General features: G+C 67.7%; 14 protein-coding genes and 1 pseudogene. 8 read left to right on the top strand and 7 right to left on the bottom strand.

Going from position 1 to position 14,387, the window contains the following annotated elements:
- Positions 1 to 331: 331 nt before the first annotated feature.
- The 4 genes and pseudogenes from OHA03_RS33035 to OHA03_RS33020 all read right to left on the bottom strand — a co-directional run bounded on the left by OHA03_RS33035 (position 332) and on the right by OHA03_RS33020 (position 4,836).
- The gene (locus tag OHA03_RS33035) at positions 332 to 2,425 is read right to left on the bottom strand and encodes a SpoIIE family protein phosphatase (RefSeq protein ID WP_267007347.1); all 2,094 of its coding nucleotides are present in this window, start codon (positions 2,423 to 2,425) and stop codon (positions 332 to 334) included.
- An 839-nt stretch (positions 2,426 to 3,264) separates the two neighbouring features.
- Positions 3,265 to 3,732: pseudogene (locus OHA03_RS33030) on the bottom strand (aldo/keto reductase); the annotation flags it as partial.
- A 256-nt stretch (positions 3,733 to 3,988) separates the two neighbouring features.
- A complete protein-coding gene (locus OHA03_RS33025; RefSeq protein WP_267007346.1) occupies positions 3,989 to 4,417 on the bottom strand; it encodes an SRPBCC family protein in 429 nt (142 codons plus the stop codon).
- A 77-nt stretch (positions 4,418 to 4,494) separates the two neighbouring features.
- A complete protein-coding gene (locus tag OHA03_RS33020) occupies positions 4,495 to 4,836 on the bottom strand; it encodes a hypothetical protein (RefSeq protein ID WP_323181288.1) in 342 nt (113 codons plus the stop codon).
- Positions 4,837 to 5,111: 275 nt separating this feature from the next.
- On the opposite strand from OHA03_RS33020, the gene OHA03_RS33015 reads away from it, so the two are divergent.
- On the top strand, positions 5,112 to 5,729 hold the full coding sequence (locus tag OHA03_RS33015; RefSeq protein ID WP_267007345.1) for a TOPRIM nucleotidyl transferase/hydrolase domain-containing protein: 618 nt from the start codon (positions 5,112 to 5,114) through the stop codon (positions 5,727 to 5,729).
- Between the two features lie 390 nt (positions 5,730 to 6,119).
- On the opposite strand, the gene OHA03_RS33010 is transcribed toward OHA03_RS33015, so the two are convergent.
- A complete protein-coding gene (locus tag OHA03_RS33010; protein WP_267007344.1) occupies positions 6,120 to 6,473 on the bottom strand; it encodes a VOC family protein in 354 nt (117 codons plus the stop codon).
- Between the two features lie 434 nt (positions 6,474 to 6,907).
- On the opposite strand from OHA03_RS33010, the gene OHA03_RS33005 reads away from it, so the two are divergent.
- On the top strand, positions 6,908 to 7,282 hold the full coding sequence (locus tag OHA03_RS33005; RefSeq protein ID WP_267007343.1) for a VOC family protein: 375 nt from the start codon (positions 6,908 to 6,910) through the stop codon (positions 7,280 to 7,282).
- Here OHA03_RS33005 and OHA03_RS33000 read toward each other — a convergent pair.
- Positions 7,272 to 7,457 carry a hypothetical protein gene (locus OHA03_RS33000; RefSeq protein ID WP_267007342.1) on the bottom strand — a complete coding sequence of 62 codons (186 nt, stop codon included), beginning with the start codon at positions 7,455 to 7,457 and terminating at the stop codon, positions 7,272 to 7,274. The two genes, OHA03_RS33005 and OHA03_RS33000, sit on opposite strands and share 11 nt — an antisense overlap.
- Positions 7,458 to 7,815: 358 nt before the next feature.
- On the opposite strand from OHA03_RS33000, the gene OHA03_RS32995 reads away from it, so the two are divergent.
- From OHA03_RS32995 to OHA03_RS32980, 4 genes are all read left to right on the top strand, one after another.
- Entirely contained in the window at positions 7,816 to 8,610 is a 795-nt protein-coding gene (locus OHA03_RS32995; protein WP_267007341.1) for an oxidoreductase, read from the top strand.
- Between the two features lie 213 nt (positions 8,611 to 8,823).
- Positions 8,824 to 9,417, top strand: a complete 594-nt coding sequence (locus tag OHA03_RS32990; RefSeq protein ID WP_267007340.1) for a TetR/AcrR family transcriptional regulator — start codon at positions 8,824 to 8,826, stop codon at positions 9,415 to 9,417.
- Between the two features lie 196 nt (positions 9,418 to 9,613).
- On the top strand, positions 9,614 to 10,435 hold the full coding sequence (locus tag OHA03_RS32985) for an alpha/beta hydrolase (RefSeq protein ID WP_267007339.1): 822 nt from the start codon (positions 9,614 to 9,616) through the stop codon (positions 10,433 to 10,435).
- Between the two features lie 58 nt (positions 10,436 to 10,493).
- The gene (locus OHA03_RS32980) at positions 10,494 to 11,342 is read left to right on the top strand and encodes an alpha/beta fold hydrolase (protein ID WP_267007338.1); all 849 of its coding nucleotides are present in this window, start codon (positions 10,494 to 10,496) and stop codon (positions 11,340 to 11,342) included.
- Between the two features lie 546 nt (positions 11,343 to 11,888).
- Here the strand turns inward: OHA03_RS32980 and OHA03_RS32975 are convergent.
- Positions 11,889 to 12,788: a hypothetical protein gene (locus OHA03_RS32975; RefSeq protein ID WP_267007337.1), complete on the bottom strand. Its 900-nt coding sequence runs from the start codon at positions 12,786 to 12,788 to the stop codon at positions 11,889 to 11,891.
- 500 nt (positions 12,789 to 13,288) lie between these two features.
- Here OHA03_RS32975 and OHA03_RS32970 point away from each other — a divergent pair, with 500 nt between their 5' ends.
- Both OHA03_RS32970 and OHA03_RS32965 read left to right on the top strand, forming a co-directional pair.
- Positions 13,289 to 13,636, top strand: a complete 348-nt coding sequence (locus OHA03_RS32970) for a PRC-barrel domain containing protein (RefSeq protein ID WP_267007336.1) — start codon at positions 13,289 to 13,291, stop codon at positions 13,634 to 13,636.
- On the top strand, positions 13,608 to 14,177 hold the full coding sequence (locus tag OHA03_RS32965; RefSeq protein WP_267007335.1) for an amidohydrolase family protein: 570 nt from the start codon (positions 13,608 to 13,610) through the stop codon (positions 14,175 to 14,177). Before OHA03_RS32970 ends, OHA03_RS32965 begins: the two co-directional genes overlap by 29 nt.
- The last annotated feature ends 210 nt before the right edge of the window (positions 14,178 to 14,387 follow it).

Below are 14,387 nucleotides of genomic sequence, written 5' to 3'. Positions count from 1 at the left end.
GGGCGGCATGGTGCGTACGCCGGGCATTCCAGCGGTGGTGGCGGCACTTCGGTGGTCATTGTCCCCCCCGGGATTCGTTCGAGATCGGGATCGTATCCCGAATCGGCGCAGGTGAGGCGGGAGTTTACGAACTGGTTCAGCAGCTGCTGATCACTGATGCGATGGGCGACCGGATCGATCCGTTGATGCCGGCCATCAGGTTCGTGGGCGACGGTGCTCCGACAGCAACGGGCTCTCGAAACCATCGCATTGACATACCGCACCTGCTCGACCTGGCGGGATCTCCCCAAGATGCTCGGCCCGAATCGGTGGCTGGATGCAGCTCCGACTGTCACTGCGTGACGCGGATCAGAAGAAGGGCGATGTCGTCGGTGCCGGGGACGGTCTGCATGGCGAGGTCCAGCAGGGCGTCGGCGAGGTCGTCCGCGCTCTGGTCGTCGGCTTCGTCGAGGTGGCACGCGAGATCGGCGGTGATGTGGTCGATGTCGTATCCGGGGACTTCGACGAGTCCGTCGGTGTACAGGACCAGGACGGTTCCCGGCGGCAGGGGGATCTCGGTAACTGGGAAGTCGCCTTCTGAGGTGACGCCGAGCAGGAGCCCAGGAGGCATGCGCAGGATCTCGGTGTGTCTGTCGGGGTGGCGGAGCAGAGGTGGCGGGTGTCCGGCAGTGACCAGGCAGGCACTGTGGCGGGCCAGGTCGAGATGGGCGTACAGGCAGCTGGTGAAGAGGTCCGGGTTGAGGTCTGCCAAGAGGCGGTTGATGCGAGCAAGGACCTTGCTGGGGGAGGTGTGGGTGGCGGCGTGGGCGTGGACGACAGTGCGGACTTGTCCCATGAGAGCCGCGGCCTGGACGTTATGGCCCTGGACGTCGCCGATGGCGACAGCGGCACATGCGGGACCGCAGCGGATGACGTCGTAGAAGTCGCCGCCGATGTCCGCGCCGTGACCGGCGGGCAGGTAGCGAACGGCGACGTCAAGGCCGGGGACTCGGGGCAGTTCCTGAGGAAGCAGACCGATCTGCAGTGCACGGGCGAGCTGGTGCTTGGCGTCGTAGAGGCGGGCGCGGTCCAGGGCTTGTGCGATGAGTCCGGCCAGCGAGGTGAGGACCGTACGTTCAGCCGGAGGGAACGAACGAGGGCGGTCGTAGGACAGGACCAGCAGCCCGACGGGTCGGCCGGAGGCAATCAAGGGGAGGAAGGCCCAGGCGTCCCGGTCGCCGTAGCGGGGAGCATCGGGGTAGGCGCGCTGGAAATCGGTGAAGCTGGTGAAGAAGCTCGCAGTCGCCGTGGTCAGGGCCCGCGCGGCCGGGGTACGAGACGTCACAGGCTGACCGTCGAGGCGAGCCATGAACTCGGCACTGTACCCGCGGTATCCAACGATGTGCAGACGGCCGTCCTCGGCCGTCATCAAGGCCAGCCCTCGGGCTTCGAAGGCAGGGACAAGTTGGTCGGCGACCTGGTCAACGACATCTTGGACGCCTACGGCCTCGGTCAAGGACGCCGCCAGATGCATCAGGTGATAAAGAGTCGATGCCCCCATCGGGCCCGGCGTAGGTCCCGGTTCCGCCTTGGCGTGTTTGGCTTCCGCCTCTGCGGCTGGTGTGATCCGGACACTGATCCCGGTGGCTCCGGGCTGCAGCTGGAAAGACAGCCATCGGTCCGGTGGCCGCAACGCGGTGAACGTGGTGGGCCTTCGGCTGATCACCGCGGTCCGGTAGCAGTCCTCGAAGATGGGATCGCCCAGCCACCGCAGCCGCTCCCAAGGGCGGGCACCCAGCAAGTCGGCGGTCCCGGCACCCAGGAGGTCGGCAGCGGCACTGTTGAGGAAGGTGATCTTGCCGTCCAGGTCCAGCGAGCAGTATCCGGTCGGGAGACGTTCGGCGAAGTCGTACGCGGCCATCGCTTCGGCCGGATCCGGGGTGCGCAAGCGGGCCGGCGTCAGCACCAGCGGCTCGGCACCGGACAACAACGGGTGACCGCGGCTGGCCGCCTGGTCCAGCAGCCGGCCCGCCCGGCGGCAGAAATCAGTAATCCTCTCGCGCTCACCGGCATCCAGCTGCGGCGGATGCCAGACCGGCCATACCAGGCAGACAGCGCCCCACACGGAGGCCTCCCGCGTGAGGGGCGCGGCCGCCAGGAGGATGTCGTACGGCGCCACGAGCCCGATCCGGGGAAAGCGCCGGGCCAGCTCTGTCGAGCTGTTCACCCACACCAGACGCCGTTCGCGTACGGCCTCCGCCACCGGCGCCGGATCGTCCATCCCCACCCGCACCCAGGGAGCGGCAATCCGGCGGGACAAGCCGGACAGCGCCGCGAGCTGAAGGCCCCGTTCCCCCGGCGGCAGGACGTAGAGCATGCCCACCGACGCGTCGGTCTCCCGCACCAGACGGCCAAAGAGCCCGGTGAGAGGTCCCGCGCTCGCCACAGGCCGCGCATCGTCCCGATGCACCGCTCTCACCACCCCCTGCCGCGCACCGTCACCATTGCCTGGGCACGAAACCCAGACCGCCTACGCGCCGCCTCGGCACTGATGCCATGACCCGCCCCGATCTGCGCCCAGCTCGCCCCGGCCCACTGGTCAGCCACCGCCGCGAGACGCACCAGCTGCCCGGACAGCTCCGGGACCTCCGCCACCGAGGCGCTGCAACAAGACGAAGCCCCTCCCCGGTCGAGCCCCTCCCCCGCACTCCGCGTCACAGCCTGCCCCTGTAGATCCGCTCCTGCTGCAGCCATGACCGGCACCCTCACTCGCCACCGGCGTCGGGCACGCCCCGCCTCCTGCCGATGCACCGCCCCGCAGTGATGACGGCCAGGACTCGATCTCGGCAGGTGGGCACCGCACCAACCCCACCACACATCACCCATAACCGGACAATACGCCAGATAGCATGACGTGGGTGCCGCGGATCAGCAGAAGCCCGTCGAACCCCTGCTGCAGCCCGCGCGACCTGGACAGGGCACCCCACGGATCGGCGCAGCCGTCGGGCCGGCAGTCCCGGCCACCGTGGCTGCGGCGTTCACCGGCGCGGTGCACGATTCCTTGGTCGCCGGCTACCGCTCGTCGTTTGTGGTCTTCACCAGCCTCATGCTGTTGGTAATGATCACCGTGGCCGACCTGCTCCTGCGTATGTGCCCCCAGGGGCGAAGGCATGAGCCGCCCAGCGGATCGGCCGGCCGATATCGAAGCCCCAGCGGTCCAATCCCGGGCGAACCAGTCGGCCGCAGGGCGCGTCGGCCTCAGGCCGGTGGGACGTGGCCGACCCGTTAGCCTCGCAGGTCAGAGAGGTCCTCGTCACTGAGACCGAGATCGTTCGCCGCGAGGTTCTCCTCCAGGTGATCGAGAGAACCGGTGCCCGGAATCGCCAGCACCGACGGCGAGGTCGCGAGCAGCGAGGCGATCGCGACCTGCGCGATGGTCGCGCCCAGGCGGGCTGCGACCTTGCCGAGCCGTTCGGCGTCGAGTGGGCTGCCGCCACCGCCGAGCGGGAAGTACGGCACGTACGCGATACCCGCTTCCTCGCATTTCGCGAGCAGTCCCATGTCACCGGTGTACTGGTTCTGTACCGCCGTGACGGGTGCGATCGCGCGGGCCTCGGCGAACTGGACGGCGTCGACATTACTCACACCCAGATGCCGGATCAGCCCCTCCGCGCGAAGGTCGGCCAGTACTGCGAACCGTTCGGCGATCGACTCGCCGAACGGTCCAGCCATCCCGCCCACCCGCAGGTAGACCCCGAGCTGCGCACCCCGCTTGCCACGGGGTGACCCTCGAGACCCTCCAGCGCACCCCGGACCGGCGCGTTCGGGGGCCGGCGCTGCGCACCAGCGGCGAGCCCCCGCGCCGCCGTGTCACCCTGCAGGCGAAGGAAGGCCCCGGCCTACCGCACCACGCACCCGCAAGACGCGGGCGTGCTCCTCGGCAACCTGCCCTTGACGGCCGTGCCGGACGCTGTCAGGTCCCTACCCGCGCACGACCAGCACGTCGGGATCAGTGCTGGCGCTCCAGCAGGTCCTTGAACTTCTCCAGGTCGGTCCGGACTGTCTCCTCGATCGCATGGACCTGGGCAAATCCCTTCGGGCCGCCGAAAGTCGCCCGCACGGTGTCCGGGTCATACTCCAGCCGGACTTGCAGCTGGGTGTGCTTGTCGTCCAGCGGGTTCACGGCGAAGGCGAGTTTCAGCTCCGGGCTGTCCACCGTCCAGTCCATCACCTGGCCCTTGCCGCGATCGGCGATGCGAGTCTCGAAAGCCCGCTCGTCGTCCCCGATCCGCACGTCGAGATGGGCTCGGCTGCCGCCCTGCGCAGCGGCACTCTTCACACCCTCCATGAACATCGGGTATTCATCGATGCGGTGCAGCTGCGCCCAGACCTCCTGCGCCGGCACATCGACGTTGACCTGTTCTTCGAGCCTACTCATCGGGAGCCTCGCTTCCCGGCCCGGCCGCCCGGGCCATCGGTACCTCCAGCCTGCTCCCCTGCCCGCCCCCCGACCACCTACGGCTCGATACAAACCATTGAGATGGACAAGTCCAAGGTTCGGGCAAGCGCGCTGGAAACGTCGAGCGCCCGATCAGGCAAGTACCTGACAGTCCAGGCCGCGGCAAGGTGAAGGAAGTCGGTCAGATCACGTTCCGCGCCTTCAAGTAGTCGGCGGAGCTCGGCGACGGGCAACTCGATCAGTAGGCTCTCGTCTGCTTCGGCGGTCGGACGGACGGTGTCGCCGATACGTTCGGCGATCGGTGAGGGATCGTGCCCGAAGCCGGCCCAGGCCGTGCAGGAAGCCCTCCAGCGGGTCGGCTGGGCGCGGCGGGCGGTCGTCACCGGGATCGATGTCATTGCAGGCAGCAATGACCATCACAGCGGCGCCGACCTCGGCCGGGACGAGCGCTCCGCCGAGTGGAAGGAAACCGTAAGGCTCGACCTCGGCAACCGGCCACAGGCCGAAAGCCCCAGGAGCACAAACCTCAAGGACGGGCTGCATATCGATCACCCACGGATGATGCGGCAGAGCCGCTCGACGCGCACGCAAATACCCGAGACCTACCGACCTGTCCCGCCCCCCAGTCGAATATTCAGTGTCTTGCAGGTCGGTGGAAGTGCAGACTCGCTCCATGGCGGACATGCAGGCATTTCGGGACGCTGTCAGCCGCTGGGCGGTCGGCGGCGCCGGCGAACCGGCGAGTGACCTGGCTGTGCAACTGGGGCTGCGAACGGCGGTGCTGCTGGAAGGACCGAGCGACCTCGCGGCCGTCGAGGCGCTGGCCGCACGGCGTGGCCGGGACCTGACCGCCGAAGGGGTGTGCGTCGTGCCGATGGGCGGGGCGATGAGTATCGGCCGCTACGCCGGTCTTCTCGGGCCACCCGGTCTTGGCCTGCGTCTGAGGGGACTGTGCGACGAGGGCGAGCAACGCTTCTACGACCGCGGCCTGCAGCGGGCCCGGGCGCCGCACCGGGGTTTCTTCGTGTGCGTGGCGGACCTGGAGGAGGAACTCATCCGCGCGCTGGGCACGGCGCGGGTCGAGGAGATCATCCGGGCCGAGGGCGACCTGCGGGCCTGGCGGACCTTCCTGCGCCAGCCTGCACAGCGCGGTCGGCCTCGGCAGCAGCAGTTGCGACGCTTCCTCGGCACGAAGAAGGGCCGCAAGATCCGCTATGGCCGTCTCCTGGTGGAATCCCTCGACCCCGGACAGGTCCCCGCCCCGCTCGACGACCTCGTCACGAGCCTGTGACCGACGTACGAAAACGCGGTCACAGCCACTTCGCGCGCTCTGTCCCGCCATCCCGTTCGAGGTGGCCGCCTGAAGGGCTCAGTGACCAACTGGCGCGGGGCGCGGAGTGACCGTGGGGCCCGCGATTTACACAGGCCTCACGCCATGATCAAGCCGACGAGTCATCTCACCCGCGACCGTGGTGCTGCGCGAGCGCAACGAGCAGGCTGCGGCGGCAGAGAGCGCACGACCACGCTCACCAGGTCTGCAGGCCCCGCACCATGACATGAGACGAGCCATCACCTTCCGGCTCGGACGACTCGTTCTGGTCACCGCGGCGCGACCAAGCTCGACGAACTGCGACTACCAAGGTGACTACGGAGCTCAGAGCGAAACGCACCGAACGCTCAGTTACTGACGCCGTTGGCCAAGGACACAGAACTCGTTACCTTCGGGGTCGGCCAATACAACCCACAATTGATCACCCTGGCCAATATCAACACGCTCTGCGCCATGCGCCACCAGACGAGCCACCTCGGCGTCCTGGTCATCAGGCCTGAAATCGAGATGCAGTCGGCTCTTGACCTTCTTGCTCTCGTCAAGCCGGACGAAGTCCAAGCCCGGCAGGCGATCCGGTTCCGGGCGGATCTCGAACTCCTCATCAGAGGAGTGGACCACGACCCACCCAAGAGCCTCGGCCCACCACTGCCCCAAGGCCACCGGATCTACCGAGTGAACAACTACCCGTTCCCATTCCAAGGTCATCAGCCGAGGTTAGACCGCCAGGGCTTCGAAAACACACTCGCACGAAGAGGGCCGACCGGCCTGCAATCCCGGTCAGTTCGGAGCAGGGCTCTGCCGTGCACACGCCATCGCGTTGCGCCCTGGCCCTCCAAACGGCTTGGCTGAAAGCCCATCATTCGGCCGCCCGATATGCGGGGCTGGAGCACAACCCGGCAATGTGGCCGCTGGTGCACCGCAGACACTGTGTCCCTCACAGGTCGTGTCTCGTTCCGGCGGAACCACCTCGGGTGATGTGCCTCCGCGATCCAGCAGATGGTGTCGCGTTGAGGCGTGCTTTGGGTCCTCGAGGAGGACCGCTGCGGTCGCCCACAGCCTGCAGGACGGCAGGCGGAAGGGCGCCTCTAGGGTCCTCTAGGGTGGCATCGGGAACATCCACCGATCGGCCCGGAGATGCCATGCCTCTGCAGATGAAGTTGGGCGCAATAACACTGGATTGCCCTGACCCGCTGGCTCTGGCGGCGTTCTATCAGCAGGCCACCGGCCTCGAACCTCACCCGAAGTCCGACGCCGACTTCGCCGGTCTCAACCGTGAGGACGGACTTCTCCTCGGCTTTCAAAGGGTCGACGACTACCGAGCTCCGAGCTGGCCCGACCAAACCGTTCCCCAGCAACTTCACATCTGCTTCAACGTCGGGGACGACCTGGACGAGGCCGAGGCCCAGCTGCTGGAGCTGGGCGCGGGCAAGCCGGATCACCAGCCTCATGATGAGGCCAAGGCGCGGGTCCTCACTGATCCGGCTGGGCATCCCTTCTGCCTGGTCAAACGCTGACTGCGGCGACGACGTGGTCGGCCCGCTCGGCCTCGGCTGTGAGTCGCGCCTTCTCGGCTTTCTCGGACCGGCCGATCTTGCCGATGAAGACCTTGCTGCCGGCGGCGGCCGGCGCCCGGACGGGCCGGTGGCAGGGGTGGCGGGTGGCCTGCGGGCATCGAGCGGAGTCACACATCCCGGCGAGCGGACGACTCCGGTCCTGGCGCATGAAGGCAGCCAGGCGGTGTCACGCACGATGCGGTCCAGTCCAGGGTGCTGTCGGTTGCCGCCGGCGGTCTCGAACCCGCCGGGTCCGGCGGCCCGTACCCGAAGCGCATCTCGGTCTCGCCGCACTCGGCTGCCCGGGGCTCGGCGGCGTGCCGGGCGAGGTGCTCGGCACGGGAAGTCCCTGGCTCGGGCGCTGATGCGCAGCAGTCCTCAGCGGCCGCCGCGTGGCGATGGGCACCTGTGCCGAACCTAGGCCCGATACTCACTCAAAGCGCCCGGTTTGGGTTGCTTTGTCGTGCTGAATGTATGCCGCGGAGGAGAATCCTGTGGAGCTGAACCTCACGGAAAAGGTCGCCGTCGTCACTGGAGGCAGCAAGGGCATCGGCCTGGCCGTCGCCGAGGCATTCGGCCGTGAGGGCGCGCGCGTCGTTGTTGGCAGCCGCACGGAAACACCTGAACTGGCTGCCTTGCGCGAGCGGTTCGACGTCGCCTTTCATCCGGTCGATCTGGCCGATGCCGATGCTGCGGCCGCGCTGATCCAGGAGGCGGCTGCCCGGCACGGCAGGATCGACGTGCTGGTCAACAACGTTGGCGCCACCAGCCCACGCTCAAGCTTTCTCGATGTCGATGACGCAGCATGGGAACGTGCGCTCAATATGACGTTCTTGAGTGCGGTGCGCGCCAGCCGCGCGTCGTTGCCGCACTTGCTGGCTCACGGCGAAGGGGCGATCGTCAACATCAGCTCCATCAACGCCCGACTGCCCTTCCCCATGGTGGTGGACTACTCGGCAGCCAAAGCCGCCCTGAGCAATCTCACCAAGGCTTTGTCGGAGGAGTTCGCCCCTCGCGGTGTCCGCGTCAACGCCGTCGCTCCCGGCCCCGTACGTACCCCGTTCTGGACAGCCCCCGGCGCCTTCGCCGATACCGTCGCGGCCGGCACGGGCGGGACGGCGAAGGAGGCCTTGGACGAGGTCGTGCCCCAGCAGATAGGAATCTCCACCGGACGGATCACCGAACCCCAGGAGGTGGCCGACCTTGTTGTCTTCCTGGCCTCTCCGCGTGCCGGCAACATCACCGGTGCCGAATTCGTCATTGATGGAGGCCAGATCAAGACCACCTGACAGGGATCGGGCGAACCGGGGGCAGCTCACGCCCTCGACTACCGAAGCAGGCCCGGCGATCTGGTCGCCACGGCGCTCCGCCCGTCGTGGTGGGCGCGACCCTGCGGGTTTTTGCGCCTCGGATCGCGAGGGCCGCCGCCGCCGCATTGCCGCGCATGAACCATCTGCGCCAACGCCTCAGGTGGTGGACGAACCGTTCTATATGCTTGAGGCATGTCTGCGACGCGATCTGCCATGAATGGGCCTACGCGGCCGTCCGAGGCACGTGATCGCCTCCTGGCCACGGCAGAGCGGCTGTTCTACATCGAAGGCATCCGCGCGGTGGGTGTCGACCGGGTGATCGCGGAGGCGCAGGTCACCCGTGCTACGTTCTACCGCCATTTCCCGGGCAAGGAGGACCTGGTCACCGCGTACCTGTCCGCCAGGGACGAGACCATCCGGGCAAGCCTCGCAGCTGGCGCCCGGCAGGCCGCCGAGCCCCGCGATCTCCTCATGCTGCTCGTGGACGGGATCGGCCAGGAAGTGTGCAGCCCGGGGTTCCGCGGCTGCCCCTTCATCAACGCGGCCGCGGAGTACCCCGCCCCGGACAGCCCGGTTCATCAGGCCGTCCTTACTCATCGGGCGTGGTTCCGCCAGGCCCTCATCGAGGCGTTCGGGGCCGACGGTCATCCGGAGCCCGAGCAGGCAGCCGACGTCATGGTCGCCCTGCGCGACGGCGCCATGGTCGCCGGCTACCTCGGCGACCCCGAGGCGGCCCGTCACACGCTGGCCCGCGGCACCGAGGCTCTGATGACCGCCGCCTGCTGACCTGCGCGCGGATCCACGCTTCGTAGTCGTCGTCGCGTCTGCGCGCCCTCGGTTCACGCCCCCGGCGGGCACGACCCGAGCGCCGGCACGTGACATTCATCCACGAGGCCAGAACGTTCCTTCTCCCTGTTGACAGATTGACCGAGACCCCCTTAGCGTCCAGAGAGACAGAACGTTCTATCCCGTATGAGGAACCGTGACCCCTCAAGCCAAGCCGCAGACCGGCACCGTTGTCCTCATCCACGGTTTGTGGATGACTCCGCGCAGTTGGGAGCAGTGGATCGACCGCTATACCGCCTCGGGCCACCATGTCTTCGCCCCGGGCTGGCCAGGAGTGGGAGGCGACGTCGAGAAGCTCCGGCGAGACCCGTCCACGATTGCGGGTATCGGGCTGGGCGAGATCGTCGAGCACTACGAGCGGTTCATCCTCCGCCTGGACGAGCCCCCGATCCTCATGGGCCATTCCTTCGGCGGCGCGATCGTGCAGATACTGCTCGACCGGGGACTGGGCTGCGCGGGCGTGGCCATCGATTCCGCCCCGGTCAAGGGCGTGCTGCCGCTGCCGCTGTCCACGCTGAGATCTGCCTGGCCACTGCTGCGCAACCCCGCCAACAAGAACAAGGCGGTGGGACTGACCCCGCGCCAGTTCCACTATGCCTTTACCAACACCCTGGACAGCGCCGCATCACAGGCGGTCTACGACCGGCACCACATTCCGGGTTCGGCACGTGTCCTCTTCCAGGGCGCCTTCGCCAACTTCAACCCCCGCGCGATCAGCCGAGTCGACTTCCGCAACAGCAACCGCGCGCCGCTGCTGTTCATCGCCGGAGGAGCCGACCACGTCGTCCCGCCCAAGGTGAACAAGGCGAATGCCCGCCTCTACCGCAGGTCCACTGCCATCACCGATTACCGGGAGTTCCCCGACCGCTCCCACTACACCGTGGGGCAGGACGGCTGGGAGGAGGTCGCCGACTACGCACTCTCCTGGGCCGCCGACCGCCGTCAGGCCCACACCTGACACACCCCCTCTCCCCCCTTCCGGCGCCCAGCGCCGACCTCACCCCCTGGAGTTTCCGATGTCCCGCCCCCGCTTGCTGATCTCCGCCGCCCTGACCGCCGCCGGCCTCGGATTGACCGCAGTATTTCTCCCCACCGCTTCCGCCGTCCCCGTAGCCTCGGACGCGCCCAAGCCGACCGTGGTGCTGGTGCACGGTGCCTGGGCGGACGCCTCTGGCTGGAGCAGCGTGGTCAAGCGCTTGCAGAAGGACGGCTATCCGGTCGTGGCCCCGGCGAACCCGCTGCGCAGCCTGTCCGCCGACTCCTCCTACCTCGCCGCCTACCTCAAGAGCATCAGCGGCCCCATCATTCTGGTCGGCCACTCCTATGGCGGGGCGGTCATCACCAACGCAGCCACCGACAACCCCAACGTCAAGTCCCTGGTCTACATCGCCGCCTTCGCCCCCGACCAGGGCGAGAACATCGGCGCCCTGAGCGCGAGGTTCCCCGGTAGCCACCTCACGGACGACCCCGCTGCCCCGGTCCCCACCGCCCTCAGCTCCGTTCCCTTCGCCCAGGCCGACGGCTCGCCCGGTGTCGACCTCTACCTGAAGCCCAACAAGTTCAGCGATGTCTTCCTGAGCGGCCATGGCACGACGCGTGACGCCGCCGCACTCGCCGCCACGCAGCGACCGATCGCCGCCCAGGCCCTGGGCGAGCCCTCCGGCGCGCCGGCCTGGAAGACCATCCCGTCCTGGTACCTCGTCGCCAAGAACGACCACGCCATCCCGACCGCCGCAGAACGCTTCATGGCCGACCGCGCTCACGCACACACGGTGGAGATCGACGCGCCGCACGGCGCTCAGCTCACCAACCCCGGTGCCGTCACCCACCTGATCGAAAGCGCCTCAAAAAGAACCGCTCAGTGACCCGAAGGAGCCGCGAACGTGGTCGGGCCCCTCGCAGGACGGAAAGATCATCCTGCGAGGGGCCCGCCCCGGCGTCCCGGGAAGGAGCCTGGAGGCTCCCCGCGACAAGCAATGCCGGAACCTCAACGCGTGGTCGGACACTATCGAGACCCGCGGCATTTCGGAGGTGATCGACAGTCACGACGTCCTGGTCGTGCACGCCGACCAGCGGGGGCTCTTCGAAGGGAACCGCCAGGAGGCCCAGGTCCTGGCCGACACCTTTGACGAAGAGCAGAACCGCTCGTTATCCATGCGTTGGCCTGACGAGCCTTTCGGGGATCCCGTATTGCTCAGCCGCCGAGTCCGGATGAGGACGGCTGCGAGGTGGAGCGCGGCCTGGTAGGCGATGGCGAGTTCGTCGGTTCGCACGGCCGCCCGCGCCACTGCTCGAGACAACCCGCCGCCGCTGCTTCAACTCCTCGAAGGGCGAGGGTTGATCGCGGCCGGCCAGCAGCGGTGGCGTTCGTCAAGCCAGTCGGCGAGGGAGGGGAACAGGAGTGGACAAACTCAGCTCCAAGTCGCCGAGGTCCCGTGCGGTCCCTTGTAGCGGACCGGCTGGCCGGTGGGCGCGTCGAGCAGAACGCGGTCGCCCACGGGTCGTTCCAGCTTCACCGTTACCTGCTGCATCCTCGCCTGCTTGGTGCAGTCGCCGTCGTCCTTCAGGTACTTGACAGAGGCAGACAGCACTACGCTGCCGCGTGTCTCCAGCACATCCACCACGGGGCCGTCGTCGCAGACACCATGCAGGGCGACCACGGTCACCGATCGCCCGTCTGCGGCAATCTGGACCGGCCGGTTGACCGGATAACCGGGGATGCCACGGGCCGGCCTGATAGGCGGCCGGGGAAGTTTCGACGGGACGGCAGCGGCCCGCTTGAGGGGGGAGGCATAGCCATCCAAGGTGAAGAACCAGGCTGGGACCGTCGCCGGCCCACGGCTGGTGGCCACGCTCATCTCACCCAGCTTCGCCCCGGTCACAGTCAGGTGTGATTTTCCGTTGACGCGGGCACCAGCCAGGGTCTTGTACGACCTATCCGCCCCCACCAGCGACCGTGTGACCGATCCACTCCCGGCCCAAGTCACCTGGCCGTCCTTCGGCCAGGTGTCGGGCAACTTGCCTCGCAGAACGAAACTTTGGTCTTCGTAGGCCTGCTTATCGGCCTGGCTGCGCAGGCCGCCCCGCGGCAGCTGCACCGTCTCCCCCATGGGGTAGTAGCCAGCACGCCACGCGGCAGCTGCGGTTGAACCGTCCCAGGCTGCGGCGACCTGCCGGGCACGGTCTGTCGCCACATCCGCGCGGCTGTCGGCTTCCTTCTCGCTACCGCAACCGGAGACAGTCCCCAGACATACGGCGAACAAGGCCGCCACAGCAAGCAGGTTGATGGAGCGCGATGCCGTTATACGCATTTCGACCTCCTGAAAGAACGGTGTGGCAGGCTGTCTTGCCCTTGCGACGCGGCCGGCCCCGGACAGGTTTCACCGGTTGCGGGGCAGGAGACAGCGAGCCGTCAGTAGACGTGGAGGCCGCGTTGGTTCAGCACCATCTGCACCGGCGTGAAGCTGGACGTGATCGGCATTGTCCGGGATCGTGCAGCGGATCCCGCTTCGGCGCAGGTAGCCACTTGTTGTGACTGAGCACAGAAGCAGTACGGAACCCCCGACTCGCAGACCTCCGCCCCAGCGTCCCCAACCAATTCCTGGGATCCGCACCGACGGAGCGCGAGGCGCTGACCAGCGACGAAGGACTGGCCAGCTGCCGCCACGGCAAGGGATGCCTGTGGGCGGGTGGATCCGACCGTGTGAGATCTCCGAGGGTGGGCACGCGAATGTTCGAGAGGGAAGCGCCGCGTCTGATCGACGGCGAATTACAGATTTCTCTCAACCTGCACGCAATGAAGGAGCTACGCATGAGCGACATCTGGGGATACCAGCCGACCACGGGCTACACCGTCGGCACGAACCTGACCGGTTACAAGGTCGAGGCGACCGACGGAAGCATCGGCAAGGTCGACAAGCACTCCGATGAGGTTGGCTCCTCCTGCATCGTGGTCGACACCGGCGTCTGGATCTTCGGTAAGCACGTACTGCTGCCTGCCGGAACCATCACCCTCATCGACGCCTCGGAGAAGAAGATCCACGTCTCGCGTACCAAGGCAGAGATCAAGGACTCACCCGAGTTCGACAAGGACAAGCACCTCGGCGACCCGGGCTATCACGAAGCGGTCGGTGAATATTACGACGCCCCTCGCCTCTGACACGAGCCCCTCAAGCGCAAGGCCGGGGTGGGCCAGGGATTTCCTGGCCCACCCCGGCATATCCGCGGCGCACCGGGGCCGGGAGAACGACCAACCGGCGGGCGGGTTCGTTCGGCTCCGGCCAGGGCGCCGACACCGTGGGCAAGCCACCCTCGGAATCACGGAGCGAACGACCAGCGCTTCGCCTGTCACGCTATGCGCATCCTGGCCTACGCACCTTGGCGGGGCGCTGCCTTTGCTGCCGCGCCGGCTTGACGACCATCCGGCGTTCGAGTCCCCTGAGACGCCCGAGCTGCCATCGATCGCCGTCGGCCGCCTGTGGTACGACACGGTCAGCCACGTGCATTCGCCGGCGCTCGTCGCCGCCGCGGCATCATTCGGGGCAGACCGCCTCGTACTCGGCACGGATTTTCCGTACGAGGACGGAGAGGTCTTCCTGCGGGCCGTGGACTACATCGTTAACTCAGGGCTCGCCCCGGAGGAGGTCTCGATGATCCTCGACACCAATGCGGCAGACCTGCTCGGCCTGTCCGGGCCGTGACCGGCCCCATGCACGGCACGGTCCAGCACGCGCGAACCAGCCGCACTTCTTGCCAACAGGGCGGACGCTCAGTCCCGCCACGTCAAGCGTCTGCCCGCCAGGTGCAAACCACAGCATGCTGCTGCTCGTGAACAATGTGGCGGCCTCGTCCTCGTGGGGCGCCGGGCGGCCAAGCCACGGCAGCCACGGATGGCAGCCAGGTGAAAGCCG

Source organism: Streptomyces sp. NBC_00154 (genome assembly GCF_026342835.1).
Taxonomy (GTDB): Bacteria; Actinomycetota; Actinomycetes; order Streptomycetales; family Streptomycetaceae; genus Streptomyces.
The sequence above is the reverse complement of the archived record's forward strand: the minus strand, read 5'-3'. Positions and strand labels throughout refer to the sequence as shown.

Coding starts and splice junctions, on each gene's coding strand:
- OHA03_RS32970 (WP_267007336.1), top strand. CDS start 13,289: ATGAGCGACATCTGGGGATACCAGCCGACCACGGGCTACACCGTCGGC.
- OHA03_RS33020 (WP_323181288.1), bottom strand. CDS start 4,836: ATGACATCGATCCCGGTGACGACCGCCCGCCGCGCCCAGCCGACCCGC.
- OHA03_RS32990 (WP_267007340.1), top strand. CDS start 8,824: ATGTCTGCGACGCGATCTGCCATGAATGGGCCTACGCGGCCGTCCGAG.
- OHA03_RS33010 (WP_267007344.1), bottom strand. CDS start 6,473: ATGACCTTGGAATGGGAACGGGTAGTTGTTCACTCGGTAGATCCGGTG.
- OHA03_RS33005 (WP_267007343.1), top strand. CDS start 6,908: ATGCCTCTGCAGATGAAGTTGGGCGCAATAACACTGGATTGCCCTGAC.
- OHA03_RS32980 (WP_267007338.1), top strand. CDS start 10,494: ATGTCCCGCCCCCGCTTGCTGATCTCCGCCGCCCTGACCGCCGCCGGC.
- OHA03_RS33000 (WP_267007342.1), bottom strand. CDS start 7,457: ATGTGTGACTCCGCTCGATGCCCGCAGGCCACCCGCCACCCCTGCCAC.
- OHA03_RS32975 (WP_267007337.1), bottom strand. CDS start 12,788: ATGCGTATAACGGCATCGCGCTCCATCAACCTGCTTGCTGTGGCGGCC.
- OHA03_RS33025 (WP_267007346.1), bottom strand. CDS start 4,417: ATGAGTAGGCTCGAAGAACAGGTCAACGTCGATGTGCCGGCGCAGGAG.
- OHA03_RS33015 (WP_267007345.1), top strand. CDS start 5,112: ATGGCGGACATGCAGGCATTTCGGGACGCTGTCAGCCGCTGGGCGGTC.